Origin of the sequence: Acetobacter cerevisiae, assembly GCF_001580535.1 — a bacterium.
Classification (GTDB): Bacteria; Pseudomonadota; Alphaproteobacteria; order Acetobacterales; family Acetobacteraceae; genus Acetobacter; species Acetobacter cerevisiae.
In genome coordinates this window covers 1-26,952 of sequence record NZ_LHZA01000122.1, presented here as the reverse complement: position 1 = coordinate 26,952, position 26,952 = coordinate 1, and the positions used below count along the sequence as shown (strand labels likewise).

Here is a 26,952-nt window from a genome sequence, read left to right as displayed (position 1 = left end):
CTTATTGCTTATGAAAAATTCTTTTGTGCAAAACAGACTTTTTCATAATCTAACCCGATGTACAACCCTTCTGTGAGATTTCCGCGCTGACGGACCTGCATGGAACAACGCTGAACAGGATTGAAGTGCCGCGCCTTGCAGACCCGGAGGCCTGCGTGGCCCTTCTGGTCAAAACGATCAAAACTTTACGGGCGTCTTTGGGGAAAGAGCGCGGGACACTGTCTGGCATTGGTCTCGCTCTTCCCGGCTTTGTCGCCAGAGACCGTCAGACCTGTCTGGCCTGTACGGCGCTGGGGTGGCGGAATATCAAGATAGGGGCAATGCTGGCGGAGCGCGCGAGCCTGCCTGTCTGGGTGGAAAATGATGCCAAGGCGCTGATTCTTGGGGAGCAGCTTTTTGGTCCGCTTAAAGGCAGCCCGGATTTCAGCATGATTTTTGTCAGTCATGGCATTGGGTGCGCCCATATTGTGAATGGCCGCCTGTTATGGGGAAATGCGGGTGGTGCTGGTGAAATTTCTCATGCGCCTATCACAGTAGATGCTCAGAAAGCCTTGCCGTGCCGCTGTGGGAATCGCGGGTGTCTGGAAACTGTGGCGTCACTTCTCGCGATTGGGAATGCAGCAAGGCAGGCGGGTTTGCCCACCAATACGATGGATCTGACGCGTCTGGCGGCGGAGGGGCACTCAGATGCCTTGAGTATTCTACACAGGGCGGGGTCTGCCATGGGGATAGCAACAGCCCAGCTGATTCAGATGCTCGATCCCAGCCATGTGGTTGTGATGCTTGACCCGGCTTTGAAAGATGGCGTGTACGGGAATGCCCTGCAATATGAGGCCGAATCTCACATCCTGCATTGGACAAATGCCCATACCATGATCAATTTTCGCGATTTTGAGCCAGATAGTTTTGCGCGAGGGGCGGCAAGCCTTGCTGCCCGTTACTTCATATTTGGGCATGGTGGGGTCTGAAACCGAGTCAGACCGCCTTCGGAATGTGTCATTTATGCAACGAAAAACGAGAACATGCTGCAAAAGCTTTGTTTTCAATATGAATTAAATCGTTCTCCTTTAACCCCCATTGCATACTAACAACGGAGTTTGCAGGATTATGTTTCTGTTTGGGAATGAAGTGAGCGTTCCCAGGATCCGGGGAGGGGGTTGTTATCATGCGTCTTTCACTACGTCAGCTTTCAGTCTCCTGTGTTGCGCTGACGGGGCTTCTGGCCACCTCAGCGCATGCACAGTCAGCACCAGCATCGTCATCTGGAAGTCAGGTTAAAAAAGTTTCCAAACCGTCTGCTCAGGCACGGAAAAAATCCTCTTCGGGTAATGGGTTAAGCTCTTCCGTTCTGGGGCAATATACAGGTGGCACAGAAGAAATTTCTGTGACCAGCCATTCCGTCTCTTCAAATGGTGTGACCAATCGTACGCCCGGTGGCGGATTGATGCCTCATCAGACGGCGCCGCGCTCACAAAGTGGTGTGACGCGGGATTTTATTGCCAAGCAGGCTCCCTCTTCAAACATCACGTCTCTGGTTGCAGATTTGCCGGGGGTTACCGTCACCAGTCAGGACCCGTTTGGGATGACGGGGGATCATCTTCAGGTCCGCGGGCTGAATGAAACACAGATGGGCTATCTGTTTGAAGGTGCGCCTCTGGCGGACCCCATCAACTATGCTCCTTACACCTCAACGCTTGTTGATTCTGAAAACCTTGGTTCGGTTACGGTCTCACAGGGCGCCCCGGATCTGAATGCGCCGTTTTATAACGCTGTGGGTGGGCAGATTACTGCTACGGCACTCAATCCATCGCATCGTGCCGGTGGGTTTGTTGACCTCGGTGGCGGGTCTTACAGCTATAATAAGGAATTTATTCGTCTGGATACCGGGGATATCGGCAATTCAGGCGTGCGTGGCTATGTCTCTTTCTCGCACACAGGGTATGACAATGGGGCGCGTGGGCCGGGTGGGCTGCTCCGGTATCATGTGGATTCAAAATTTGTCAAAGAGTGGGGCGACGGCAATAGCATCTCCGCAATCTTTTCTTATAACAAACAGTCAGCGACGTCCTGGCGCTCCCCCACAAAAGCGCAGTGGGACCAGTATGGTGTTGGCTTCTCCTACGACAAACATTTTGCTCCGGGTGAGTCCACGTATTACAAGCTGAACCAGCAGAACCTGAATCAGCAGCTTGTTGTTCTCCCCATGCACTTTACGCTGGCGGATAACCTGCATCTGCATGTTTCGCCCTATTATGTGCATCAGTTTGGCCCGTCTCTGGGCGGTGAAAATATTCCGGCTTCCGGTGGATATTTTGGCACGCAGCAATATGGGGATCTGAATGTCGGCACGCCGGTCAATGGTAGCATTCTTACCTCCAGCCGCGACCCGTGGAATCAGAAAACCGGCGGTGTGAATGTGTCCGCCGACTGGCGTCTTTCCAAGAGCAATACGCTCTCTTTCGGCTGGTGGTATGCCTATACCACGCATGAGGAACTCTCTGACTTCCGCCCGGTCTATGCCGATGGCAGCGGCTGGTCTGGGGATGTCATCCGCGTGGGCGGTAAAATCCTTACCGGGTATGACCTGAACTTCATGCAGCAGGTCAATACGCTCTTTATTGCGGATACGCAGAAGCTTTTGAATGACAAGCTGACCCTGAGTGCAGGGTTTCGTGTTGCTATGGTGTCTCGTCAGGGCACAAACCTCGTGCCCGGTGCAGATCCCTATAAAATGCAGGGAAATTATTTCGAACCGCTCCCGCAGTTTTCTGCGAGCTATATGATCACGCCTAAAGATCAGATTTATATCAACGGCACGACCTCTTTCCGTGCACCGGAATCCGTGGAAGCCTATTCGCAGATTTTTGATCCAAATTCTGCCCATGCCACCATGCAGCCGCAGAGCCTGAAGCCGGAATATTCCATCAGTGAGGAAATTGGTTATCGGCATCAGGGGAAATTCTATAATTTCTCAATGTCTCTGTTTAATATCAACCTGACCAACCATCAGGTGACGTCTACGGGGTATATTCCCAACACGAATATGATGGTGGCATCCCCGATTAACATTGGTGGCCAGACATCCCGCGGCGTGCAGGCGGAATTCGGGCTGGCACGCTGGCATCACTTCAGCCCCTATCTGTCCGGCCAGTTCCTGCATTCCACATTTGATAACAACTTCAATACCGGGAGTGGTTATTTGCCAACGGCCGGGAAAATTGCGGTGCAGGCTCCTAAATTTACCGGTGCCATTGGTCTGAGCTATGATGATGGCCGGTTCTTTGGAAACTTTGATCTGCGTTATGTGGATACCCAGTATACCACCTTCATGAATGATGAAAAAATGCCGGCCTATGTCACCTCGAACCTGACGCTGGGTTATCGCATGAAGTCATTTAGTTATTTGAAACATCCGCAGATTCAGCTCAATCTGACCAATATTGGTGATAACCACTATCGGTCCGGTTCAAGCTACACGGCCAATGCGCATCCGCAGGTGACCTCCACAGGGGCTATCGCTGCGGGGAGTGCGCCGGTCTATTATGTGGGTGGGGTTTTTGCCGCTATGGTCTCGGTCTCTTCCGGGTTCTGAAGAGGCGTGGCAGGGCAGAACGCTTTGCCTGAGAAACAGGTCGATTGGGGCCGGAGTTCGTCTCCGGCCCGTTGCTGAAGGAGTGCGGCGTGCTGAGGTTTCCGATTGCAAGTCCGGCAGGTGCTTATGGCTGGCGGCCCGTGCTGATTATGGCAGCCCTGTTTTTCAGTATCGGTTTTGTGACCTGGCTGAACGGACCGCTGATCACCTTTGTCCAGATTGCTTTCAATCTGAGTGATGTGGCGTCCTTTCTGGTGCCTGTCTGCTTTTATCTGGCCTATCTTGTGTTCCCGCTGCCTGCCACGCTATTGGCGCGGCGGATTGGCTTGCGGCGCGGTCTGGTAGTCGCGCTTGCGATCATGGCCGCTGGCACCTTGCTGTTTGGGGAATGTGTTAATGGCCGTTGGTATGCAGGGGCTCTGAGTGGGCTGAGTGTCATCGGTGCCGGTCTTTCTCTCCTGCAAATTACGGTTAATCCTTACGTCAGTTTGCTGGGTGACCATGACCGTGCTGCACAACGCATTGCCATCATGGGGATTGCCAACAAATTTGCCGGAATAGTCGCCCCGGTTCTGTTCGCGCTGATTGTCATGCCGGATGTGGGGCAGGTGGTGGCCAATATCAGCAACACGCCCGCAGGTCCGGTGCGTGATGCCGTTCTCACGCAGTTTACGCACGCGGTGCACGTGCCCTACCAGGTCATGGCGGGGCTGCTGGTGCTGCTGGCCATTCTCGTGGCGCGCGCACCGTTGCCGGAGATTACTCTTGATGCCGAGGGCCCGCAGGATGCGCCAACACGTAAGGCAAAGCCCGGCTGGTTAATCACCGGTGTGTTCGCCATGTTTCTTTATGTTGGCGTAGAGGTGATGGCCGGGGATGCCATTGGCCTGTTTGGTCATGCTTTTGGGTTATCTCTGGATATTACCAAATATCTGACAGCGCTTACATTAGCCTCTATGATGCTGGGCTATCTGGCGGGCATGCTCATTGTGCCGCGCTTCATCAGTCAGGATGGGTATATGCTCACCTGCTGTGTAATGGGTATTCTCATCTGCCTTGTGGCTCTTGTGGCACCCGGTCTCATCCCGGTTTTCTGTGTCGCCCTGCTGGGTTTTTCCAACGCCATGATTTTGCCAGCCCTTTTCCCCATTGTGCTGGCAGAGGCCGGGTCAGATGGCGCAAAGGCAACCGCTTTTCTGGTTATGGCCTATTCTGGTGGTGCTGTGCTGCCGCAGATTTTTGTCCATATTGCCCCCATGCTGGGGAATTTGCATGCCTTTATGGCGCTGGTCATTCCGGCGTATCTGTTTATTGCCGGATGGACCCTTGCCCTGCGCGCAAAAACAGGTGCGTCTGCTCCAAAATCATTGATTACTTCGGTTGGAGACTGATTTTTTATGAAAATCGTCATATGTTCCGATGCAGCTCAAACAAGGCGGCTGGCGGCACAGGTTCTTGCACAACAGGTTAAAAGCAAACCGACATCCGTTCTGGGTCTGGCAACAGGTCGCACCATGGAGGCTATTTATGCCCATCTGGCGGAAACGGCGCAGCAGCAGACTCTGGATTTCAGCCGTGTCACAACCTTCAATCTGGATGAGTATATCGGCCTGACGGCGGATCACCCCCAGTCCTACCGCTATTATATGCAGACCCATCTGTTCCAGCTGATCAATATTCCAGTGGTTAACACACATGTTCCGGACGGTGCTGCTGTGGATGTGGAGGCCGAAGCGCGGTCTTATGAAGAGCGGATTGCTCAGGCAGGTGGCATTGACCTCCAGCTACTGGGGCTGGGGGAGAACGGCCATATCGGGTTTAATGAACCCCTTTCCGCTCTGAACAGCCGCACCCATGTGGTGACACTGGCGCAGGCCACCCTTAGACAGAATGCCGGGATGTTTAATAACGATATGGAGCAGGTGCCAGCACGGGCGCTGACCATGGGAACAGGCACCATTCTGGACGCACGGGAAGCCCTTCTGGTGGTCACGGGGGAGGCAAAAGCCGATATCGTGGCGCGGGTGATTGAAGGGCCAGTCAGTGCATTGGTGCCGGGCTCTGCTTTGCAGCTCCATCCGCATTGTCTGGTGCTGCTGGATGAGGCCGCCGCTTCACGCCTGACACAGCGAGACGCCATTCTCTGGCAGATGCAGCATGATCCCGAGCTGCGCACATTTCTTTCTGCTTAAAGCAGAACACAAGAGACGCACGGCCAGCTAACGCAGCACCGTTGTTCAAAAGAATAGGACGCAGCATGACAAAACAGAGTTTTTCAAAATTTCGTCGCGTGCTTTTGGGCAGCGCCGCTGTTCTGACGCTGGCAATGGCTCCGGCCTACGCCGCAACGCAAGGTGTCGCGCCGGTGGCATTCTCTGCCGGTGTTGCGACGGCGACACCCGCTCTTATGCCAGTTCCGGCATCTGTCTCTTTACCTACTGGCGCGTTGCCGCTGAATGGCGGCATGACTATCCTGTGGGACCAGAAACCGTCTGCCCTGCTCAGCCGTGCTGCGGACCGTTTTACACATCGGATTGATGCACTTGCCGGGCGTGTCCTCCCGCAGCAGAAGGACCTGGCTGGCCCCGTTACCAGTATTCCCGTGCATATTCAGGTGGGTGAAGACCGTGATGCGCTGACGGTCCATGCTAAGGAAAAGTACAGTCTGCAAGTGAATGCGTCCGGTGTAACGCTGACGGCAGAAGGCCCGGATGGGGTCCTGCATGGGCTGGCAACGCTGGCGCAGCTTGTGACACGCGGCGAGAACGGGCCGCAGCTGGCGTTTGCCGAAATTACCGATAGTCCGCGCTTCCCTTGGCGCGGCATCATGATTGATACATCCCGGCATTTTATGGCGGTTTCAACGCTTCAGCGGCAGCTGGATGCGATGGAACTGCTCAAGATGAACGTGCTGCATCTGCATCTGAGCGATGGCACCGGGTTCCGGGTTGAAAGCAAAAAGTTTCCGGAGCTGACGGAAAAAGGCTCGCACGGCCAGTATTACACGCAACGAGAGTTGAAAGATCTTGTGGCTTACGCGGCTGATCGCGGGATTCGTATTGTGCCGGAGTTTGACGTGCCGGGACATGCACTGGCATTCCTGCTGGCGCATCCTGAACTGGCGGCGCAAAGCCCGGTTAATCCTGAGCCTAAAAACAAGAACAATGCCGCGCTGGACCCGACGATACCCGGCACGCTGCGCTTTGTCCGCAAGCTGTATGCAGAAATGGGTAAACTGTTCCCGGATGCCTACTTCCATTCCGGCGGGGATGAAGTGGACCCCAGAGAGTGGATGAAAAATCCGAAAATTGTTGCCTATATGAAGGACAATGGCTTCGCCACGCCGCAGGCTTTGCAGGCGCACTTTACGGCAGAGGTTCAGAAGGTTCTTGCTGATCAGGGCAAAATCATGGTCGGCTGGGATGAGGTGAGTGAAGCACCTATTCCCAAGGACGTTGTTGTGGATGTCTGGAGAAGTTCAAAATTCCTGGCGTCCGCTTCGGCTGATCATCACCCGGTGATTGTCTCGGCTGGCTATTATCTTGATCTGCTTCAGCCAGCCGCCCAGCATTATCTGGTGGACCCGTATGACCCGGCAGCCAACGGCATCACGCGTGAGCAGGCGGACAAGCTTCTGGCTAAAGGTGGCCGGCCTGATCTGGTCAATGCCTTCCTGAAAGAACCCGCCCCGGCCCCTCTGACAGACGAGCAGAAGCAGTATATTCTGGGCGGGGAAGCGCCTCTGTGGTCCGAACTGGTCACGGACGAGATGCTGGATGCCCGTTACTGGCCGCGTGCTGCCGCCATTGCCGAGCGGTTCTGGTCTCCGGCCTCTGTGCGAGATGTGAACGATATGTATCGTCGTCTTGCGGTGGTGGACACGGAATTGCAGATTACCGGCCTGCAGGCACAAGCCAACACGCACCGGATGGCGCTGCGGCTCTCACCCGGCAATGCTGACCCGGTGGAGTGTCTGGCGAGTGCGACGGTGTCTTTGCGCAATTACGTCATGAATCGCTATGTCAGCCATCGTGACAATGCACTGGATGAGATTGGGGAAGTCACATCTCCCGATCCGTTCCCCGCTGTGCGGTTCAGCATGCTGGTTGATCAGTATGTTGCCGGGGATCATTCCGTGGCACCGGCTCTGAAAGCCCAGATGCAGGTCTGGCGGGATAATGATGCTGCTTTCCAGCAGGTGGCGACGGCGCGTGGCCTCTCAGAAGCAATCCCGACCTCTCATAACCTTGCAGTTATGGCCGGAGCAGGGCTGAATGCTCTCAATGGGCATAAGAAGAAACTTTCTTCTGCTGACAAGACAATTTTTGATCAGGAAGACACACTCATCAACAGTTCGGCCGATGTCTCCGGATCTTTCTCAGGCACCAGCTTCCCGCCGGGTGGGCTGATGATTGTGGCGGAACCGGCTCTCAGGAAACTTGTCGGTCTGTAAGGTTTGTTTTCCGGGCTTTGCTGCACGGCAAGGCCCGGAGACATTAGACGTCAGCTGCGGGGAACTGGTCTTCAAGGCTCATATTTTCCCACTTGCGGCAGGCTGTGCGCAGAATTTTCACAAAGCGTGAGACCAGAGGCATGTTCTGGCCGGAGCGAATGGCAACGGCCAGCGTGGCGCGTGGCGCAGGTTCGCTCAGCGTGTGGAATGTCACACCCCCTGCATGAATCTGGCTCAGAGAACGAGGCACAACAGACACGCCGAGCCCTGCCGCAACCAGTGGCACCGTGCCGGCAATCTGCGGTGCCTGCTGCCCCATAGGGGGCGTGACTCCTGCCAGCTGGTAGGCGGAAAGAATGGCGTCATGAAACCCCGGACCCAGTTCACGCGGGAAGATAATCAGCGGGTCCTTGGCGACCATATCCAGACTGATAACCGGCTGATGCGCCAACCGGTGCCCGCGTGGCAGGGCGATCACGGTGGGCTCATCCAGCAGATGAAAAACGGAAAGGCGAGTCGGGTCCGGCACGGGTGGGCGGATAATGGCGAGATCTGTGCTGTGGTCGTGCAATGCGGCACATAAAGCAGGCGTATTGCTTTCTTCCAGAGAGAGCGTCACGTCCGGCGCACTTTCCCGAAAGCGGCGGATGGCCAGCGGAATCAGCGGCAGAAGCGGCACAGCCCCGGCCAGCCCCAGCCGGATATGTCCCAGCTCACCCCGGGCCAGACCGTGGGCGGTCACCAGAAACTGGGCCTGTAGGTCCAGAATGGTGCGGGCGCGGGGCAGGAGGGTCGCGCCAATTTCGGTCAGCTTCACACCGCGCGTCTGCCGTTCAAACAGGGCGACGCCCAGTTTTTGCTCCAGCTGCTTGATCTGCTGGCTGAGGGGCGGCTGTTCCATCCCCAACTCTTCCGCAGCCCGGGTAATACTGCCGTGGTCTGCCACGGTGACAAAGTAACGCAGGTGTCTGATATCCATGTGCCATATTTATAGGATATGGATAATGCGTTCAATATATATTGGAAGACTAGATCCCGCTGTAATAACGTCTGTGTCATTGAGATCAGCAACAATGAGTTTGGAACAGTGCGCAGCATGAAGAACAGCCCGGTGGCAGACATGGACGTTCGGTCTTCTGCACTCGGAAACGGTGTGGGTAAGAAACCCGTCGCCAACCGTCTTTATCAGACCTCCACCATGGCCGCTCTGCTGGATGCCGTGTACGATGGCGAAACCACGCTGGACGAAGTGCTGCATCACGGCAATTTCGGCCTTGGCACGTTCAACGCTCTGGATGGCGAAATGATTGTGACCGATGGTGTCGCACGCCAGTTCCGTGCGGAAGGGCAGGCTGCCGAGGTTCCCGGTTCTCTCAAAACACCTTTTGCCTGCGTGACATATTTTGAGCCCGAAAAAACGCTCAATATTGATACACCGCAGACAAAAGAAACATTTGAAGCACTGGTCGACCAGTTGGTGGGTAACCCCAACCTGTTTGGTGCCGTTCGCTTTACGGGCCAGTTTGAGCGGGTCGATACGCGCACGGTGTTCTGCCAGTGCAAGCCCTACCCGCATATGCTGGATGTCGTGAAAAAGCAGCCCACTCTGACCATGGAATCCGTGACCGGCACCATGATCGGCTTCCGCACCCCGGTTTATATGCAGGGTGTGAACGTGGCGGGCTACCATCTGCACTTCCTGACGGAAGACCAGAAACGCGGTGGTCACGTGACGGAATACCGGCTGGTGCGTGGCCAGCTTGAGGTTGCCGTGATCTCCGATCTTGAAATTCAGCTGCCGCGCACAGAGCAGTTTGCAAAAGCAAACCTTAATCCTGAGCATCTGAGTGAAGCCATTCGGATTGCCGAAGGCGGCTGAAGCTTTTTTTGACCACTGCGCCCCGTGTGCAGTGGTCTTTTTGCAGGACTTAAAGAAATGACCAAGCCTTCTGATCACGCCGCACAATGCGGTGCGGAGCTTATTGTCAAAAATCTTGTGGCACATGGCGTAACCCATGTTTTCGGGATTCCCGGTGCCAAGGTTGACCGCCTGTTTGACGCGCTGGTTGATTCCCCCATTGAAACGGTGGTGACACGGCACGAACAGAACGCAGCCTTTATTGCCGGCGGCCTTGGCCGTCTGACAGGTAAGGCGGGTGTGGCAATTGCAACGTCCGGCCCGGGTGCGTCCAATTTTGTGACAGGTCTGGCAACGGCAAATTCAGAAGGAGACCCGGTTCTGGCCATTGGTGGTGCGGTGAAGCTGGCTGACCGGCTGAAGCTGACGCATCAGACCATGGATACCGTCAGCCTGTTCAAGCCGATCACCAAATACAGCGTGGAAATTACCAACCCGCTGGCAATTTCTGAAGTCATGGCCAATGCCTTCCGCTTTGCAGAAAGTGGCCGGCCGGGGGCGTCTTTTGTCAGCACGCCGATGGATGTGCTGTCCATGCCGGCTGATGCGCCTGTGCTGGCGGACCGTGCTGTGCCGAAAAGTGGTACCGCTGCAGCGGAGGCGATTGCAGAAGCTGCCAAACTGCTGAAAAATGCCAAGCGCCCGGTTGTTCTGCTGGGCCTGCTGGCCAGCCGTCCGGATGTGGCGGAAGCTGTGCGTGCTTTTGTGGCAACCACGGGCGTGCCGGTTGTGGGCACCTATCAGGCTGCTGGTGCGGTCTCGCATGAACTGGTGGACCGTTTTGGTGGCCGCGTTGGGCTGTTCCGCAACCAGCATGGTGATCAGCTTCTGCATGAAGCCGATGTGGTTGTGACCGTGGGCTACAACCCGGTGGAATATGATCCCTGGCTGTGGAACGTGAATGACGCCCGCAAGATCATCAATATTGATATTGTTGCGGCTGAACTCGATAACGCTTTCGTCCCGGTTGTTGAACTGGTGGGTGAAATCCCCCCGACGGTCAAAGCTCTTGCGAAGGAAGCAGGCAAGCTGGCCCGTGCGCCGGAACTGGAAGCCATTCTGGAAGGCTACAAGGCTGCCCGCTCCGGCGCGCTGCGTGATGCCCGCAGCACGAGCAATACGGCGGTGCATCCGCTGCAGATTGTGCGGGAGCTGGAACAGATTGTCACACCGGATGTCACGCTGTGTCTTGATATGGGCACGTTCCATATCTGGCTGGCGCGGTATCTGCTGTCCTTCCGTGCGCGTCAGGTTCTGATCAGCAATGGTCAGCAGACCATGGGTGTCGGCCTGCCGTGGGGCATTGCCGCCAGTCTGGTGAACCCGGCGCAGAAGGTCATTTCCATTTCTGGTGATGGTGGGTTCATGATGTCCAGCATGGAGTTGGAAACAGCTGTGCGCCTGAAATGTAACCTGATCCACATGGTCTGGATTGATCAGGCCTACAACATGGTGGAAATGCAGGAGAAGAAGAAATATGGGCGTGGGTCCGGTGTGGACTTCGGGCCGATCGACTTCGCCATGTATGCAGAAGCCTGTGGCGCCAAGGGGATTACCGTCACATCCGCTGATGGCGTTGGTAAGGCCCTGAAGGCCGCCATGGATATTGAAGGCCCGGTGGTGATTGCTGTGCCGGTTGATTACTCCCAGAACCACCTGCTGATGAAGCCGCTGGCTCAGCTTGGGGAAACTTCCGCAGCAGCCTGATAACTTTCAGAGCAGAAATCTGTTTCTAACTGTTTTAATGTGGCGCTTTCTGTTATAACAGAAAGCGCCATATGCAGATTAAGGGCTGATTATGCAGGAAGATCATCATCTTTGCCGGACTTCCGGGCGTGAGTGCCCGTTGGCAGAGAGAGTCTGCGCTGTTCCCTCTGGTGTTGAGGGGCAGTTACCAGATGACAGATGGGGTGCCATAAAGGGCAAGGCTGCCTGAAAGTTCAGGCAGACAGGTCTTTGCAGGGCACAACAGAAGGATAATCGGAATGCAGATTTCATCGCTTGATGCAGCCGGGCAGAGTGGCATGCGGCGCGGGGCAGCTGTGTTGCTCGAAATTCTGCGCAGTGAGGGTGTTGACTATATTTTTGGCAATCCTGGCACAACCGAATTGCCGCTGATGGATGCCCTGCTGGAAATCCCGAACGTCTCCTATATTCTGGGCCTGCAGGAAGCCAGTGTTGTGGCCATGGCAGATGGCTACGCACAGGCGGCTCGCAAGCCCGGCTTCCTGAACCTGCACACCGCTGGTGGGCTGGGGCATGGTATGGGCAATTTGCTGAATGCCAGTGTTTCCCAGACGCCGCTGGTTGTCACCGCTGGCCAGCAGGATTCCCGTCATACAATTTCTGATCCGCTCCTGTTTGGGGATCTGGTGCAAATTGCGCGCCCTGCCGTAAAATGGGCGCAGGAAGTGGCTCATGCGGACCAGTTGCCCGTTCTGCTGCGTCGCGCCTTTCACGACTCCATGGCTGCACCAGCCGGACCGGTTTTCCTCTCCCTGCCTATGGATGTGATGGAAGAAATGAGCGGGGTGGATATCGGTACCCCGTCCGTCATCAACCGGTCCTCTGTGGCGGGTGGGCTGGACGATCTGGCCAAAGCTCTGACCAGTATTACGCCGGGACGTATTGCCCTGATTGCGGGCGATGAAGTCTATGCGTCCGATGCCGCAGCAGAAGTGGCTGCCGTTGCGGAATGCCTGGGAGCCCCGGTCTTTGGGTCATCCTGGCCGTCTCGTGTGCCGTTTCCTACGGCGCATCCGCTCTGGTGTGGAAATCTGCCAACGCAGGCCACAGCTATTTCTGAACGTCTAAGCGCCTATGATGCGATTTTCGCACTCGGTGGCAAATCGCTCATCACCATTCTCTACACGGAAGGCCCCGCCCTGCCGCCGGGCTGCTCTGTGTATCAGATGTCGTCCGATGTGCGTGACCTTGGCCGTACCTTTAACACGCCGCTCTCTGTTGTGGGGGATATCAAGGCCTCCCTGCAGGCGTTGCTGCCGATGCTCCGGAAAGCTGCAACGCCGCATCAGGCAGATTATGCTGCACAGGCCGAGCAGGTGGCGCAGGCACGGCGTGCGCAGCGGGCCGAAGCTGTGGCGGAAGCCAAGGCCCGGCGCAACGAGGCCGCTATCCCGCCGCGTGTGGCGGCATGGGAGGCTGTTCGTGCCATTGGCCCGGATGTCGCGATTGTGGATGAGGCGATTGCTACGTCATCCGACGTCCGGCTGTTTCTGGAAAGCTCATGGGCTGGCCAGTATTCTTTTTTGCGCGGTGGTGCTCTTGGCTGGGGGATGCCCGCAGCCGTTGGGGCTTCTCTGGGGTTAGGGCGGGACCGTGTGGTCTCTCTGGTGGGGGATGGCGCTGCGCTCTATTCCCCGCAGGCCATCTGGACCGCCGCGCATGAAAAACTTCCTGTTACGTTCGTGGTGATGAACAATCAGGAATATAACGTTCTCAAAAACTTCATGAGACAACAGAAAGATTACCTTTCTGCACGTGAGGGAACATATCCGGCCATGGATATTGTTAATCCGAGTATCGACTATCAGGCCATGGCGAAATCCATGGGTGTGCCATCCTGCCGGGTGACACGCGCTTCTGATATCGCACCCGCCATTGAGGCTTCGCTGGCTTCCGATGGCCCCTCTCTTGTTGAGATCATGATTACAACAGGCTGAAAACCTGTTCTACCGTCGGGGGTTTGCATGAAAATAGGTCTTTTTATTCCGTGTTATATTGATGCGTTTTATCCAAACGCGGGTATTGCCACGCTGGAACTGCTGGAAAAGCTGGGGCAGGACGTGGAATACCCGATGGATCAGACCTGCTGTGGGCAGCCCATGGCCAACTCTGGCTGTAATTCGGACGCCGCCGCAGCAGAAGCCCTCTTTGTGCGCAACTTTGCCAAGTATGATGCCATTGTCATGCCGTCCGGCAGCTGCACACACCATGTGCGGGATAATTTTGATGCCATCCCCCAGACGGAAGAGGTCAAACACGTTCGGAAAAATACGTTTGAGCTGGTCGAATTTCTGCACGATATTCTGAAGGTTGAAGAATTCCCCTGGGCCGAATTCCCGCACAAGGTTGGCCTGCATAACAGCTGCGGCACCCTGCGTGCCCTGCGCACGGCCAGCATGTCCGAACTGGGTGAGCCGTATTTCTCCAAGCCTATGGATTTGCTCACCAAGGTTAAGGGTATTTCCTTCGCAACCCCTAAACGGCCTGATGAATGCTGCGGCTTTGGCGGCACGTTCTCGGTAACGGAAGAAGCTGTGTCTGCTCGTATGGGGCTGGATAAGGTGAAGGATCATTATCAGGCCGGTGCGGAATATATTGTCTCGGCGGATACCTCCTGCACCATGCACCAGCAGGGCTGTGCAGAGCGTGGCGGTGTGCCTATCCGCTTTATTCATATCGCTGAAATTCTGAACGGAGCGCGGTCATGAAGGTCAAACCCGTCAATCACGCCAAAGCGGCGGAAGAGTTTCTGGACGATGCCCCGCATCTGACCTTCCATGATGAGCGGCTGTGGGACATGCGCCAGAAGCGCGACCAGCAGATGCATCTGCTGCCGGAGTGGCAGGAACTGCGCAGCCGGGCCTCCGCCATTAAAGAGCACACGCTGGCCAATCTGCCCGAATATCTGGAGCAGTTTGAAGCTAATGCCAAAAAGAACGGCATTCATGTTCACTGGGCGGCGGATGGTGCGGAACATAACCGCATTGTTGGCGAAATTCTGGAAAAGCATGGCGCAAAGTCGCTGATCAAAAGCAAATCCATGGTCACGGAAGAGTGCGACATGCGCGCTTATCTGGAACCGCGCGGCGTGACCGTGACGGAGACAGATCTGGGCGAGCGTATTCAGCAGCTTGATGGCCAGATGCCGAGCCATATTGTGGTACCCGCCGTGCATAAGCTGGTACCAGATGTGGCGAAGATTTTTGCCAAAAATTACAATACCGACCCGAACGACAACAGCCCGCAGTCTCTGGCGGAATCGCAGCGTATGGCCGCCCGGCCGGTTATTCTGACAGCCGATGCCGGGATGACGGGTGGCAACTTCCTGGTGGCGGAAACCGGCACCTTCGTGGTTTGCACCAACGAGGGCAATGCGGATCTGAGCGCTACCGTTCCCAACCTGCATATTGCCACACTGGGGATCGAGCGCATTGTGCCCCGCATGGCGGATATGGGTGTGTTTATCCGCCTGCTGTCCCGCAGTGCGCTGGGGTCTCCCATCACACAGTACACCACGCATTTCCGTGGCCCGCAGAAGGGCGGCGAAATGCATATCGTGCTGGTGGATAATGGCCGCTCTGCGCGTCTGGGGATGGAAGAATTCTGGACGTCGCTCAAATGCATTCGTTGTGGCGCCTGCATGAACACCTGCCCGGTGTATCGTCGTTCCGGTGGTCTGTCCTACGGTGCCGTTTATTCCGGCCCGATTGGCGCGATTATCGACCCGACCTTTAACGAGCGGAAATACAGCACGCTTCCGTTTGCTTCCACCATGAACGGGAGCTGCACAAACGTCTGCCCGGTCAAGATCAACATTCACGAGCAGCTTTATAAATGGCGTCGTGTGCTGGCCGAACATCATGAACTGCCGTTTGTGAAACGGGAAATCATGCATATGGCCGGTAAGCTGATGGGCCAGCCGACCCTGTACCGCACGGCTATTAACGGCACGGAAGTCGCTCTGAGCACCCTGCCGCGCTTTGTGCTGTATAACTGGCTGAACCCGTGGGGCAAACATCGCGAGCTGCCGCATCCGGTCAAGCAGACCTTCCATAGCTGGTATAAGAAAAACCGCCTTAAAGACAAAAAAGAGTCACAGGGAGGGAAAGCCTGATGAGTTCCCGCGACACAATTCTGGCAACGCTCCGGGCCAACCGCCCGGACCCTGCTGCGCATGAACTGCCCCCCGTTGCCGTGCTGGGCGATATGGACGCCGGTAAAGCGCGTTTTGAAGATGCGCTTCAGCTTCTGGGCGGCCAGATTCTGCTGCCGCAGGAAGGTGACACGCTGGCAACGGCCATTGCCCGGCGCTTTCCAGATGCCAAAATTATCTGCTCCGCTGTGCCGGATTTTGAAGGCACCATTCGTCTGGAAGATGTGACGTCTCCGCAGCAGGCAGCTGCGACGGATGTGCTGGTGGTGCGCAGCCCGTTCGGGATTTCAGAAATGGGCTCTATCTTTTTAAGCGAAGCCCAGCTGAACAGCCTGAATTCTGCCGCGCATCTGACACAGCATATTGTAGTTATTCTGTCCGAGAAAAATCTGACAGCCAATATGCACACAGCCTATGTCGAGCGGCCGGAATTCCATACGGCAAACTACGGTGTGCTGATGACTGGCCCGTCTGCCACGGCAGATATTCAGGGCGTGCTGATCCGTGGTGCGCAGGGTGTGCGTTCCCTGTCAGTCTGGTGGGAATAACACTAGCCTAACGCTCTGAAAAAGCCGGATCGGGGGGAACCCTGATCCGGCTTTTTTTATGCTACGTTTTTCAGGAAGGGTGCGCTGTTTGGCTCACCCATTGACGGGAATTGTGACAATCGTTCCCGGGCTCTTGGTCGTTTTGGAAAGTTCCAGAAGAATTTGCAGCATTGTAAAAGCCAGTTTGCTATCAAAGTCATTTTCAGAAATATAGTAATATTTCTTATCATACTGGACAGAGGTGAAAGTGTTGTCCGGCACGGTTTTACCAACATGCACAACCACAATCGGTTTTGTCTCACGCCCAATGAGCTGAATTCTGGGCTGGGTGCGCCCGGACGTAATATCATCCTGCGGCACGTCAATCTGATAGGCAATCTGCCCCAGCGCGCCCAGCATGGTGCGGGTCAGAATGCGGATCTGCCCCGGGCGCGGCTGGCCTGCGCCGTAGACCACTTCCACACGCTCATCTTTAGGCTTCATCTGGAAAAAGCGGCGTGTTTCGTAAACAGTTTCTGCCAGAATGGGATTGTCTGTGGAGGAAACGTTTAGAAAAACCCGGTCAAAAGAAGGCGTTTTTCCAGGAATTTCGGCGCTATGCTCAAGCTGAATGCCGAGCAGCCCGGCAACCTGCAACACGCGCAGGTCATGAATGAGTTCAAAAAATTCCGGGGAGCCGCGTCCAACATCGCCCCCAATGGACCCGGCATTGCTGATGAGATTGACCGACTGCACTGCCAGCCGGAACAGCACATCAATCGGCAGACCACCCATGGCCAGTGGGAGCAGGCTGCCAATCGGCATGGGGCGCAGGAAGCTTTGCGCATAGGCATCGCCAGTGACAGGCTGGAAGGTAAAGGTCGGGCTTTCCTGAAACTGGATTCCGGCATTGCCGCTCGGCCTGACGGGGCTTGCTGTACCAACGCCCACAGCAAAACTCCGTTGAAGCTGATAACCGGAAATAAGCTGTGTAGTGTCCAGAAAGCCAGGTGTATCGGCATAGCGGAGGCGCACAATATTCAGTAGCGTCTGGCGTTTACCTGCGGTGATAAGCGCGAAGGAATAATCACTCTGATCCTGATCCAGCCGACGGGACCCGATATTGTAACAGCCGGTTAAAAGCAGCAGGGCGCCAAGCAGGAATTTGGGAGCGGCTTTAAACATGGAGCAGAGATCCGGATGGAGGGAGTCGGGTCTTTGTTTCAGAGAGGCGTGGAGCGGGGCGTAACCTTTGGTGGTGTATCCCTGCGGGGCAAAAGTGCCTCGGATATGCTGGGCAGCGTAGTCTTGTCCGGTCTGACACCATGACAAAAAGGGTGCGTGGCATGCGTCCGTGCGGTGGTGTTTTGCCAGAAAAGGGAAAATTCTGCTGCGAGGCTGTAGGCAGAATGCCAACCAGCCTCGCAGAAAGACAGTTAGCCTTTGACGCGTTCAATCTGGGCGCCACAGGCGGCCAGCTTGCGTTCTACAGCCTCATAACCCCGGTCCAGATGATAGACGCGGCTGAGGATGGTTTCCCCATGCGCGGCAAGGCCTGCCAGAATGAGGGAGAAGGAAGCCCGCAGATCCGTCGCCATCACAGGGGCACCCGACAGGCTGTGCACACCGCGGATAATGGCGGAAGAGCCATGCACGTTAATGCGTGCGCCCATCCGGTTGAGTTCCGGCACATGCATGAACCGGTTTTCAAAAATGGTTTCCGTAATCATGGACGCACCTTCCGCCACGGAGAGCAGCGCCATGAACTGGGCCTGCATATCGGTCGGGAAGCCCGGATAGGGTTCCGTCATGATATCAATGCCGCGTAGCGCACCGGTGCGGCGCACCCGCATGGCATCACCTTCCTGCGTGACTTCCACCCCGGCTTCTTCAAACGCCCGGACCACAGCGCCCAGATGGTCCACGCTGCCGCCTACAAGGCGGAGGTCACCGCCGGTAATGGCCGCGGCGCAGGCATAGGTGCCGCATTCAATTCGGTCAGGCATGATGCGGTGTTCCGCGCCGTGCAGAGCTTCCACACCATCAATAATGATGTGCCCTGTGCCTGCGCCGGTAATGCGAGCGCCCATGGCGTTCAGGCAGTCTGCCAGATCCACCATTTCCGGCTCGCGCGCAGCGTTGACAATTTCTGTGCGGCCATGGGCCAGCGTGGCAGCCATCATCAGGTTTTCGGTGGCCCCCACGGAGGCAAACGGCAGCACAATCCGGTCACCCGTCAGGCCGTTGGGTGCGCGGGCGTTGATGTAGCCGTTTTCCAGCGTGATCTTGGCGCCGAGTGTTTCCAGCCCCTTGAGGTGCAGATCCACCGGGCGGGTGCCAATGGCGCAGCCACCGGGCAGGGAGACGCGGGCTTCCCGGCAGCGGGCCAGCAGGGGGCCGAGCACCAGAATGGAGGCACGCATTTTGGAGACGATATCGTAAGGCGCTTCCGTGCTGGTAATCTCACCACCAACGGAAAGCTTGGTCTTGTCACCGTCCACCGTTTCCACGGTCAGGCCATGCTGGCGCAGCAGGGCCTGCATGGTGGCGATATCAGCAATATGCGGCACGTTGGTCAGCACCAGCCGTTCGGAGGTCAGCAGACCAGCAACCAGCAGTTTCAGCCCAGCGTTTTTCGCGCCACCAATGGTGATTTCGCCATGCAGGGGGCGACCACCCCGAATAATAAACCGATCCATGGGCTTACATACGCGGCGTGGCAACGCCACGCTGGCCCATATATTTGCCGGAGCGGTCTGCGTAGCTGGTCTCACACGGGGTTTCACCCTTGAAGAACAGGAACTGGCAGATGCCCTCGTTCGCATAAATGCGGGCTGGCAGCGGTGTGGTGTTGCTGATCTCGATGGTGACCTGGCCTTCCCATTCCGGTTCCAGCGGGGTCACGTTCACAATAATACCGCAGCGGGCATAGGTGGATTTGCCAAGGCAGACCACCAGCACATCCCGCGGGATGCGGAAATATTCAATGGTGTGTGCCAGCACAAAGCTGTTGGGCGGGATAATGCACTCGTCAGCCTTGCGGGACACAAAGCCATCGGGGCTAAAGTTCTTGGGGTCCACAATGGCGTTGTTCACATCCGTAAAAATACGGAAGTCATCCGCCACGCGGGCATCATAGCCGTAGGAGGACAGGCCGTAGGAAATCACGCCTTCGCGCTTCTGGGATTCCACAAACGGTTCGATCATGCCGTGATCCTGCGCCATACGGCGGATCCATGTATCGGGCATCACTGGCATGGTGGCATATCTCCATTATCCGGGTCGTTTTGAGCGGATGAGGTCTGTCGGGCCGTACGTTCATCCGGCCCGGAAGGTGAGGAAGAGGCGTCCGGCTGGCTGATGGGGGCCTCGGCTTCCATCTCTTCTCTGCTGCGCGCCTGCTGTTTGCGTCTGCGCAGGTTGGCTCGCAGGGCGGCAGCCTGACGGGCCGCGCGCTCTGCACGCGCCGTCTCCGCTTTGGGAGACAGTCGGGTGCCGGACGAGGAGGAAGAAGGCGTATCAGTCATGCCAGGATCGCAGAAATGAACGTTCGTCCTGCTGAGTAGCAGAGCGATGCTGCCATGCCTAGGGTCCGGTGGGGGCATTCCCGGCACAAACTGGTATTCTAGCAGGATGCAGTCTGTATCAGGCCTGCATCCTGCTTCTGGTCTTAGTCTTTGTGGCTCATCAGAGGTTGGCGATCAGCTTCAGCCCCGCCATGGCGGCGTTGGGAATACGGTGCGTTTCGCCGGGGTGGATCATGTATTGAAATTCCGGCTGGATCAGAATACCGGGGAAGGCATCAATGCCGTAATAGGCCTCGATAATGTGAGAGCTGTTCTGCACGCCATGAATGCTGGAGCCCAGAGGCAGACCGGCATCCTGTGCCAATTGCTGGCTGAGCCGCCGCCGGTGGCTGACATGATACCACGAGTAGAGCACGCCAAACCGATCCGTCAGGCGGCCAGGGATCATACCGACCATGGAAAAACCGCCATAGGCCTGATCGGAAATGTTTGCGACACGAGGTGTGGTGTGGACGTAGCCCGCCATCAGATAGCCACCGGCCATCATGTTACGCCCGCCCAGACGATACACCATCTGGTCCGCCTCTACCCACATCATGTCGGCTGGAGCAGAGCGTGTGCCGCGCCGGACATCCGCCAGTTTGGCGGGATAAACCGAGCTGATCTTGTCGGCATAGCGCGTGGTGTCATGCGCATAGCCAATCACGTAATGGCCGGGCATACGGTTGCGGGTCAAAAACGGCTGCCAGGTGAATTCGATGGGCAGGGAAAGCCCGGTCGTGTTTTCCGCCCCCCATGCCCAGCCGCTGGGGTTGTCCGTCAGCGCACTGACGGAATAGGCCCCGACCTGTAAGGCGGTATCACGCGTGGGGCGGAAGCGCAGGCGCCCACCCCATGTGGCTTTGGGATACACGCTCATGGCCGGATTCTGCTTGAGCCCGACGGGGGCTGAGCAGGTGACCATGAAGGAGCAGAGCAGCGGCGACGTTGCAAACACATGGGTGAGCGACATACGACCAAAGGTGAGGTCCAGCCGGTTCTGCATCATTTTCTTCTCAGCATAGAAATCCACCAGATGCGCGGCCACGTTGCCGGACAAGCTGTAGACCTCCTGCAGAGCGACATAATACTCACCCACGCGCCCGTTCTGGATGGCCTTCCCGGCGCGTTCCATCACCAGCGTATGCACGGACCACCCGTTCAGCCCGGCCATTTTCTGGAGATCGAAAATGGCCTGCAACGTCAGCTCATGCACGTAGCTCATGCCTTTTTCGATGCCGCCGCTCATCAACCCCATCGCTTCCCCTTTGTAGGAGAAGGAGAAGGTAAAGCCGCGTTTGCGTAGCCATTCCCGCATGGGGTCAATGGCCCGCAACAGGTGCCCGGAGCCTGCCGTGGGCACGTAGTACGGGTCATTCAGGTCAGAGTCGCGCAGTGCGTCGAGACGAGGCGGGAGCAGGGCAGAGGGGCCTTCGCTCGGCAGCAGTGCATCCAGCTCAATCTGATGGGCGGAGTTCTTGTCTTCCGACGGCATCAGAGGCGTGAAGCTCATGGTTGCAAAGCCTGCGGTTGGCAGCAGCGGCACACCGCTTGGCGGAATAGGCGTATTGGGCGGCCGTCGGATTGCCGAGAGTTCCGGCCCCATGGCTTCCGCATCCACAGGACGGTCTGACATGGGTGGATTGGCGCGCGCCTTGCTGTTCGGGCTGATGATGACGTCCGAGACGGGAGCGACCGGCGTTTGCGTGGCAAGGGGGGCAGCATACGCCAGAGGAGCGCCTGCCTTCAGGCCCAGCAGCCCCACCAGCGTTGAGGCAAAACAGAACCGGGCATGCAGTGAGGCACGGCGCGGCGTAGGGCAGCGTGGTCTGTGTGAGATCATATCCGCATTCAGTCTTTTTGATTTTTATGGGGGATATGGACCGGACAAAAACGGCTAAAATCGAGGATGTCCGGGCATCTGAGCCATTCAGGCACGCAGGCATTAGAGCCTGCCGTTGCCTTATGGCTGGCGTGGGAATACGTGCCCGGCAGACACGTGTACACACGCCATTTTTGCAGACCATAGCTGACGGCTGGCAAGCGTTGCTACCAGCCTGACCGGAGTGCGGGCAGAAAAAAAGGGCAGTCCTTTAATCCGTTCTTCCCGTAAGACAGCATAAGATGCCGTCTGGCAGAACGAATGCGGGAAGAGGCATTCTGACATAATAAGGAGACCGTTTCTTTATTGTTATTTAACTGGTCAGTCAGAATTACAATCAGAAAGCAGAGGACCGGTCAACGCGCTCCGCAAGGTATGACAGGATCTTGAGTGGAGGAGAGCTGCAAATTGCGAAAATTGTGGCAAATATATCATATTATAACAAGTTGTTATAACAGGTGGCGTGTTCAGACAGGTAAAATGTCCTGCCATCCGCAAGGCGTGGCATGGGCTTGTTCCAGCCCGGTGCGGAACCCGCTGGAACAGAGGGCCTCAAATTCTGCCTCATGCTCATAGGTGGGCATCAGTTTTTGCAGCAAAGCATTCTTGTGGGTGGCGGGGTGGAAATAGATTTCCGAAACACCTTCGGGCAGATGGGCGGCTAAAGCCGCCACCCGATCCGGCGTCATATGGCCACTCCATGCCAGCCCAAAGCACCAGTCATTGGTCGCCATGCCAGCCGAGCGCGCCTGATGGCGGAGCAGTTTTGTCCAGCGGCGGAGGGCGGCATCGCCCAGTGTATCGGTATAGGTGCCTGCCGCGTATAGCGGTTCTGGCGGTTCCAGCGGCACACGCACGGCGCGCAGACCGTAGTGGCGGCCAATATCAATCATCATGCGGCCCACAGTGGGGTGCAGATGCATGTGCTTGTGGGCGTTGGCATGATCCAGCCGCAGGCCCGTGCGGGCAAAGGCTTCAAACTGTGCAGTAATTTCCGCCGCCAGTTCCTTGCGGCCTTCCGGGCGGAAGAAATAGTCGACACCCAGTCCAAGTTGCGAGGAGGAAAACCAGCCATTCGGGCCGGTGACAAGCGGCAAGCGCTCGTGCGGGAGCACGGATGCGCCCTCAATCACCACAAGATGCAGGCCGACGCCCAGAGTGGGGAGGCGTTTGGCGCGCTCAATGGCGTCGTCCGCCGCCGGGCCAGCCACCATCAGGCTGGCCGTGGAAAGCAGGCCATCACGATGAGCGATTTCAATCGCCTCGTTGACTTCAACCGACAAGCCGAAATCATCGGCAGAAATTATGGCGCGCTTCATAGGCTAAAAAACTCTGCCCCCGCGCAGCTAAGGCCGGGCGGGGGCATGATGTGTGAAATCAGGCGGCGTTACGGTCGCGCAGGAAGTGGAAGAACTCCACACCTTCACGCAGGCGACGCTTCATCATCTGCGGGGAACGGACCATTTCGCTCACGATGGAGGCAATCTTCGGCGCGCGGAAATAGAACTTCTTGTAGAATTCTTCCACGCTGTTGAAGATTTCCGTGTGGGACAGATGCGGGTAATGCAGCGGTGCCATCTGCACGCCGTTTTCGTCAATCAGTTCCGCATTGCTTTCGTCCAGCCAGCCGTTTTCCGTCGCCTGCTTGTGCAGGGCTGTGCCGGGGTAGGGTGCTGCCAGAGAAACCTGCAACGTATGCGGGTTGATTTCCTTGGCGAAGTTGATGGTTTCCTGAATGGTTTCCTTCGTTTCGCCCGGCAGACCCAGAATGAAGGTGCCGTGAATTTTGATGCCGAGCTCGTGGCAGTTCTTGGTGAACTCCCGCGCGACTTCAACACGCATGCCTTTTTTGATGTTGTGCAGGATCTGCTGGTTCCCGCTTTCATAGCCAACCAGCAGCAGGCGCAGGCCGTTGTCCCGCAGGACTTTCAGCGTCTCACGCGGCACATTGGCCTTGGCGTTACAGGACCATGTCACACCCAGCTTGCCCAGCTCACGCGCAATGGCTTCTGCACGGGGCAGGTCATCGGTGAAGGTGTCATCGTCAAAGAAGAATTCTTTGACCTGCGGGAAATACTGCTTCGCCAGACGGATTTCCGCAGCCACATGTTCCGGGCTGCGTGTGCGGTAGCGATGGCCACCCACCGTCTGCGGCCACAGGCAGAAGGTGCAGCGGGATTTACAGCCACGGCCCGTATAGATGGAAATGTACGGGTGCATCAGATAGCCGATGAAGTAATCTTCAATCTTCAGATCACGCTTGTACACTTCGGTCACGAAGGGCAGGCTGTCCATGTCTTCAATCATGGCGCGGTCACGATTGGTGATGATCTCACCTTTCTCGTTCCGCCATGTAATGCCGTCTACATCCTTCAGGTCACGGCCTTCAGCAATTTCCTTGATGGTGTAGTCGAATTCATTGCGCGCCACGAAGTCGATCGGCGCACCCTTCAGCAGGCTTTCATCCGGCTGCACGGCAACCTTGGCCCCAACCATCCCGATTTTCAGGTTCGGGTTGGCGTCCTTGAGCATCTGGGCGACCTGCACGTCCTTGGCGAAGGACGGAGTGGAAGTGTGAAGGATCACCAGATCGCGGTTCTTCACGTCTTCCAGAATCGGCTCCATGCCCATGCGGGCCGGGGGAGCGTCAATCAGGCGGCTGCCTTCCACCATGGCGGCGGGCTGGGCCAGCCATGTCGGATACCAGAACGATTTGATTTCGCGCTTTGCCTGATAGCGCGAACCAGCTCCGCCATCGAAGCCATCAAAGGACGGAGGCTGGAGAAAGAGGGTTCTCATCATTGTTCTGTGTCCTGCCAGGGCATGTGATCTGAGTTAATCAGAGGAATATGGGTAGGGATTTACTCTTGCGGAAGAGGCGAGACAACCCGTCTCAGCCTTCCGGTGATAATTGGCTGGCCGGAGGAGGCCCGACCGGGTGGGGAGCAACGTGCATGGTCTGCCCCCGCCAGTCCACCCGGGTACCACTGGCGCTGCCCACCATAATCGCGGCGGAAAGCCAGTCCCGCGCCGGCAGCAACAGCAGCGGCCAGAGGGGGCGCGAGCCTACGGCGCGGTTAATGACCAGCCCCGTAACAACCCGGATGGCCCACACGCACCCAAACAGCACCAGTGGCCAGAGGGCGTGGGGCTGAAACAGGATAGCCAGTGTGGCCCAGAACAGAGGGAGCTGAATGGAGGAGGCTCCATAGCCAGCCGGAGCCAGCGTGCAGACTGTCCGGCCCCAGCGCAGTTCATGGGAGAGCAGTTCTGCAAAGTTGGGCTCACCGATGGTGGTCCAGGTCAGGCAGTCGGCAATGGTGATATCTTTGCCCAGCAGGCGGACCAGCCGCCCCAGCAGGGCATCATCCGCCACATGCGGCAGCAGCGCCTCAAGACCGCCGACAGCCTCCAGCACATCGCGCCGCAGCGCCATGGTAGCGCCCAGACAGTCCTGCCGGCCCAGATAGCGGGAGAGCAGCACGCCGGGCAGAAAATTATGATTGATCTGGCAAGCGGCCAGCATCTGCACAATGGTGTTATGCGCAGGCAGACCAGCATAAAGCGTCGTCACCAGCCCCGTATTCGGTTTGTGCAGGGCGCTGACAATATGCAGCATGTAATCCGGGCTGACATGAATGTCAGAATCGGAAATGATGAGCAGATCATGCCGGGCATACGGCAGGATGTTCATCAGATTGCTGATCTTGCGGTTCAGACCATGAACAGTCGGGTCCACGATCAGCTGCATGTCCAGATGTGGGTGCCGCGCCTGCAGGCGATGAACGATGTCGATGGCGGGATCGTCATGGTCCCGCACGCCAAACAGAATCTGGAATTCGGGATAGTCCTGCGTACAGAAGCTTTCCAGCGCTTCTTCCAGTAACGGCTCATCCCCGTAAAGAGGTTTGAGGACGGTTACAGGCGGCAGGGGTTTAAGGGTAACGGGCCGGCGCTCCGTGCGGCGGAAGCGCGCCAGCAGGGAAGCCCCGGCAATGGACTGAAGGCAGCCCGCCGCAGCCAGACCACTGCTGGCCAGCGCCAGAATGGAGAAAGCGGACATTACAAACCAGCCGCTATGCGGCCCATGACCGGGCAGTTTGTATGTCCGCTACGCATCACGCTCGTTATCCTGCTCAGTCGTTGGAGAAAGTTTTAACTTTACGTTCCAAGACATTGATCAGGCCCGACACGCCACCGGAGGTGAGTGTGGAGCTGAAGTCGGAACGCTGGGCGGCAGCCTGACTGATGCGGGAATCGCCCAGCAGAACATCAACAATTTTCCAGCCGGACGGCGTGCTGTGCATGATGTAGCTCAGCGGGGTGCCGGGCATGCTGTCATCCGCTCCGATATAGGTGTTCACGATCTTGTTACCACCAACGGGGGAGTTTTCAAGGCCTGGCTTCATGGTGAATCGGGCGTCAGTCCCCGGTTTGAAGCTGGACACATACCGCGCAATGGTAAAGTCCCGGAAGGCTGCCAGCAGCTTGGCTTTGTCCGCCGGAGCAAGAGCCTGATAGCGCACGCCAATGGAGGCATGCAGCACGGCATCCAGATCAAAAGCCTGATCCACGCCAGCGCCGACGACCTGGCTGCGCTCTGCAAAGCTGCTGTGCATATGCTGCGCTTTATCAAGAGCAGCATACAGCGCCTGAACAGGAGCACTCTCAGCCGTGGCCGGAGCCGACTGTGCGTGTGCAACGGGAGCAAACGGGGCGAGGCCCGCGGCGGGAAGCAGTGCCATGCCCAGACCGAGCACAAGCCCTGCGCGAAGAGAAATCGTTTTCATGCTCATGATTTTGTTCCCGTAGCACGGTTTGGCAAGTTCATTGAAAGCATGTCTCCGATGCCCAGCGCGCTGAGAGCGGTTTTGACGATGTGGGGGGCGGTGAGACCGGCCTGCTCGTACTGGGCGTCCTGCGTATTATGGTCGATGAAGATATCGGGCAGGGTCATGGGGCGAAAGCGGACATGGTCCAGCAGGCCGGTATTGGCCAGATGCTGGCCCACCTGGGCGCCAAACCCGCCAATCGCGCCTTCTTCCAGCGTGATCAGCACCGCATGGTTGCGGGCCAGATTTTCCACCAGAGCGGTATCAATCGGCTTGGCAAAGC

Annotated in this window: 22 protein-coding genes; 11 read left to right on the top strand and 11 right to left on the bottom strand. The window is 57.0% G+C overall.

Going from position 1 to position 26,952, the window contains the following annotated elements:
- Positions 1–77 precede the first annotated feature (77 nt).
- The 5 genes from AD928_RS04005 (at position 78) to AD928_RS03985 (ending at position 8,045) form a co-directional block, all read left to right on the top strand.
- On the top strand, positions 78–968 hold the full coding sequence (locus tag AD928_RS04005; protein ID WP_082779724.1) for an ROK family protein: 891 nt from the start codon (positions 78–80) through the stop codon (positions 966–968).
- Between the two features lie 197 nt (positions 969–1,165).
- Complete coding sequence (locus AD928_RS04000; protein ID WP_062248463.1) at positions 1,166–3,592, top strand: TonB-dependent receptor; 2,427 nt, start codon at positions 1,166–1,168, stop codon at positions 3,590–3,592.
- Between the two features lie 89 nt (positions 3,593–3,681).
- Positions 3,682–4,983 (top strand): glucose/galactose MFS transporter, encoded by a 1,302-nt coding sequence (gluP, locus tag AD928_RS03995; protein ID WP_306308878.1) that lies wholly within the window; start codon positions 3,682–3,684, stop codon positions 4,981–4,983.
- A gap of 6 nt (positions 4,984–4,989) precedes the next feature.
- On the top strand, positions 4,990–5,784 hold the full coding sequence (gene nagB, locus AD928_RS03990) for a glucosamine-6-phosphate deaminase (protein WP_062248461.1): 795 nt from the start codon (positions 4,990–4,992) through the stop codon (positions 5,782–5,784).
- 65 nt (positions 5,785–5,849) lie between these two features.
- Positions 5,850–8,045 (top strand): beta-N-acetylhexosaminidase, encoded by a 2,196-nt coding sequence (locus AD928_RS03985; RefSeq protein WP_062248459.1) that lies wholly within the window; start codon positions 5,850–5,852, stop codon positions 8,043–8,045.
- A 43-nt stretch (positions 8,046–8,088) separates the two neighbouring features.
- Here the strand turns inward: AD928_RS03985 and AD928_RS03980 are convergent, their stop codons facing one another.
- Positions 8,089–9,024: a LysR family transcriptional regulator gene (locus AD928_RS03980; RefSeq protein ID WP_062248457.1), complete on the bottom strand. Its 936-nt coding sequence runs from the start codon at positions 9,022–9,024 to the stop codon at positions 8,089–8,091.
- Positions 9,025–9,141: 117 nt separating this feature from the next.
- On the opposite strand from AD928_RS03980, the gene budA reads away from it, so the two are divergent.
- The 6 genes from budA to AD928_RS03950 all read left to right on the top strand — a co-directional run bounded on the left by budA (position 9,142) and on the right by AD928_RS03950 (position 16,410).
- The gene (gene budA, locus AD928_RS03975; RefSeq protein ID WP_062141963.1) at positions 9,142–9,924 is read left to right on the top strand and encodes an acetolactate decarboxylase; all 783 of its coding nucleotides are present in this window, start codon (positions 9,142–9,144) and stop codon (positions 9,922–9,924) included.
- 57 nt (positions 9,925–9,981) lie between these two features.
- Positions 9,982–11,670: an acetolactate synthase AlsS gene (gene alsS / locus AD928_RS03970; protein WP_062248455.1), complete on the top strand. Its 1,689-nt coding sequence runs from the start codon at positions 9,982–9,984 to the stop codon at positions 11,668–11,670.
- A 278-nt stretch (positions 11,671–11,948) separates the two neighbouring features.
- Positions 11,949–13,646, top strand: a complete 1,698-nt coding sequence (locus AD928_RS03965) for a thiamine pyrophosphate-binding protein (protein ID WP_062248453.1) — start codon at positions 11,949–11,951, stop codon at positions 13,644–13,646.
- A gap of 27 nt (positions 13,647–13,673) precedes the next feature.
- Positions 13,674–14,417, top strand: coding sequence for a (Fe-S)-binding protein (locus tag AD928_RS03960; protein ID WP_043550183.1), 744 nt, complete (start codon positions 13,674–13,676; stop codon positions 14,415–14,417).
- The gene (locus AD928_RS03955) at positions 14,414–15,823 is read left to right on the top strand and encodes a lactate utilization protein B (RefSeq protein WP_062248451.1); all 1,410 of its coding nucleotides are present in this window, start codon (positions 14,414–14,416) and stop codon (positions 15,821–15,823) included. Before AD928_RS03960 ends, AD928_RS03955 begins: the two co-directional genes overlap by 4 nt.
- Positions 15,823–16,410, top strand: a complete 588-nt coding sequence (locus AD928_RS03950; RefSeq protein ID WP_061506107.1) for a LutC/YkgG family protein — start codon at positions 15,823–15,825, stop codon at positions 16,408–16,410. The genes AD928_RS03955 and AD928_RS03950 overlap by 1 nt, the downstream gene beginning before the upstream one ends.
- Before the next feature lie 93 nt (positions 16,411–16,503).
- Here AD928_RS03950 and AD928_RS03945 read toward each other — a convergent pair whose 3' ends face one another.
- From AD928_RS03945 to AD928_RS03900, 10 genes are all read right to left on the bottom strand, one after another.
- The gene (locus AD928_RS03945; protein WP_062248449.1) at positions 16,504–17,574 is read right to left on the bottom strand and encodes a hypothetical protein; all 1,071 of its coding nucleotides are present in this window, start codon (positions 17,572–17,574) and stop codon (positions 16,504–16,506) included.
- Positions 17,575–17,825: 251 nt separating this feature from the next.
- The gene (gene murA, locus AD928_RS03940; RefSeq protein ID WP_062141957.1) at positions 17,826–19,088 is read right to left on the bottom strand and encodes a UDP-N-acetylglucosamine 1-carboxyvinyltransferase; all 1,263 of its coding nucleotides are present in this window, start codon (positions 19,086–19,088) and stop codon (positions 17,826–17,828) included.
- Between the two features lie 4 nt (positions 19,089–19,092).
- Entirely contained in the window at positions 19,093–19,647 is a 555-nt protein-coding gene (gene dcd, locus AD928_RS03935; RefSeq protein WP_043550190.1) for a dCTP deaminase, read from the bottom strand.
- The gene (locus AD928_RS03930) at positions 19,638–19,916 is read right to left on the bottom strand and encodes a hypothetical protein (RefSeq protein WP_081894125.1); all 279 of its coding nucleotides are present in this window, start codon (positions 19,914–19,916) and stop codon (positions 19,638–19,640) included. The genes dcd and AD928_RS03930 overlap by 10 nt, the downstream gene beginning before the upstream one ends.
- 160 nt (positions 19,917–20,076) lie before the next feature.
- Positions 20,077–21,798, bottom strand: a complete 1,722-nt coding sequence (locus AD928_RS03925) for a carbohydrate porin (protein WP_082779723.1) — start codon at positions 21,796–21,798, stop codon at positions 20,077–20,079.
- Positions 21,799–22,304: 506 nt separating this feature from the next.
- Positions 22,305–23,156, bottom strand: coding sequence for a hopanoid biosynthesis-associated protein HpnK (hpnK, locus tag AD928_RS03920; RefSeq protein ID WP_062248447.1), 852 nt, complete (start codon positions 23,154–23,156; stop codon positions 22,305–22,307).
- Between the two features lie 58 nt (positions 23,157–23,214).
- Complete coding sequence (hpnJ, locus tag AD928_RS03915; RefSeq protein ID WP_043550193.1) at positions 23,215–24,639, bottom strand: hopanoid biosynthesis associated radical SAM protein HpnJ; 1,425 nt, start codon at positions 24,637–24,639, stop codon at positions 23,215–23,217.
- Positions 24,640–24,730: 91 nt separating this feature from the next.
- Positions 24,731–25,900, bottom strand: a complete 1,170-nt coding sequence (hpnI, locus tag AD928_RS03910; protein WP_062141955.1) for a bacteriohopanetetrol glucosamine biosynthesis glycosyltransferase HpnI — start codon at positions 25,898–25,900, stop codon at positions 24,731–24,733.
- Between the two features lie 73 nt (positions 25,901–25,973).
- A complete protein-coding gene (locus AD928_RS03905) occupies positions 25,974–26,627 on the bottom strand; it encodes an ABC transporter substrate-binding protein (RefSeq protein ID WP_062248445.1) in 654 nt (217 codons plus the stop codon).
- A 2-nt stretch (positions 26,628–26,629) separates the two neighbouring features.
- Positions 26,630–26,952, bottom strand: a 323-nt coding sequence (locus AD928_RS03900; protein ID WP_324609180.1) for a transketolase C-terminal domain-containing protein, incomplete at its 5' end; no start/stop codon positions are given.